1 protein-coding gene is annotated in these 379 nt (G+C 42.5%); it reads right to left on the bottom strand.

Annotated features, from left to right (window positions below):
- Window positions 1–320 (bottom strand): PD-(D/E)XK nuclease family transposase (locus ACQRBJ_RS16305; protein ID WP_445304269.1); only part of this gene is annotated, 320 nt, incomplete at its 3' end.
- Between the last annotated feature and the right edge of the window lie 59 nt (window positions 321–379).

Genomic DNA, 379 nt, shown 5'->3' with positions numbered 1-379 from the left:
GGAGCCTGCTCACGGATAGGGAAGGTGGAATAGAACAGGGCACGGTCCTTGAAGTATGTCTGGTATGCATTCTGCATTTCCACGATAAACTTCTCGCCGTTTTCTCCTTCGCAATATACGTCAAAGATGGCCTTGCGGTCGGTATATATGTCGCCCACTTTCTCCGGATTCAGATACTTCACGTCCTTAACAACCTGTCTTCCGTTGAACAAGCTGTTAAGGAAACAGATCAGCAAATCCTTGTTGGGAGCTGATCCGAAAATTCGCTTGAAACCGAAATCGGTCAACAAACTGATATATCTTTCTTCTACCTGCTTCATAATCCCAATGTTATTAATATTTCTATTGCATCAGCAAAGTTACGATTTTATTTTCATAC

It is taken from the genome of Prevotella sp. SGI.167 (assembly GCF_050313615.1).
GTDB lineage: Bacteria > Bacteroidota > Bacteroidia > Bacteroidales > Bacteroidaceae > Prevotella.
This window is presented reverse-complemented; position numbering and strand designations above follow the sequence as displayed.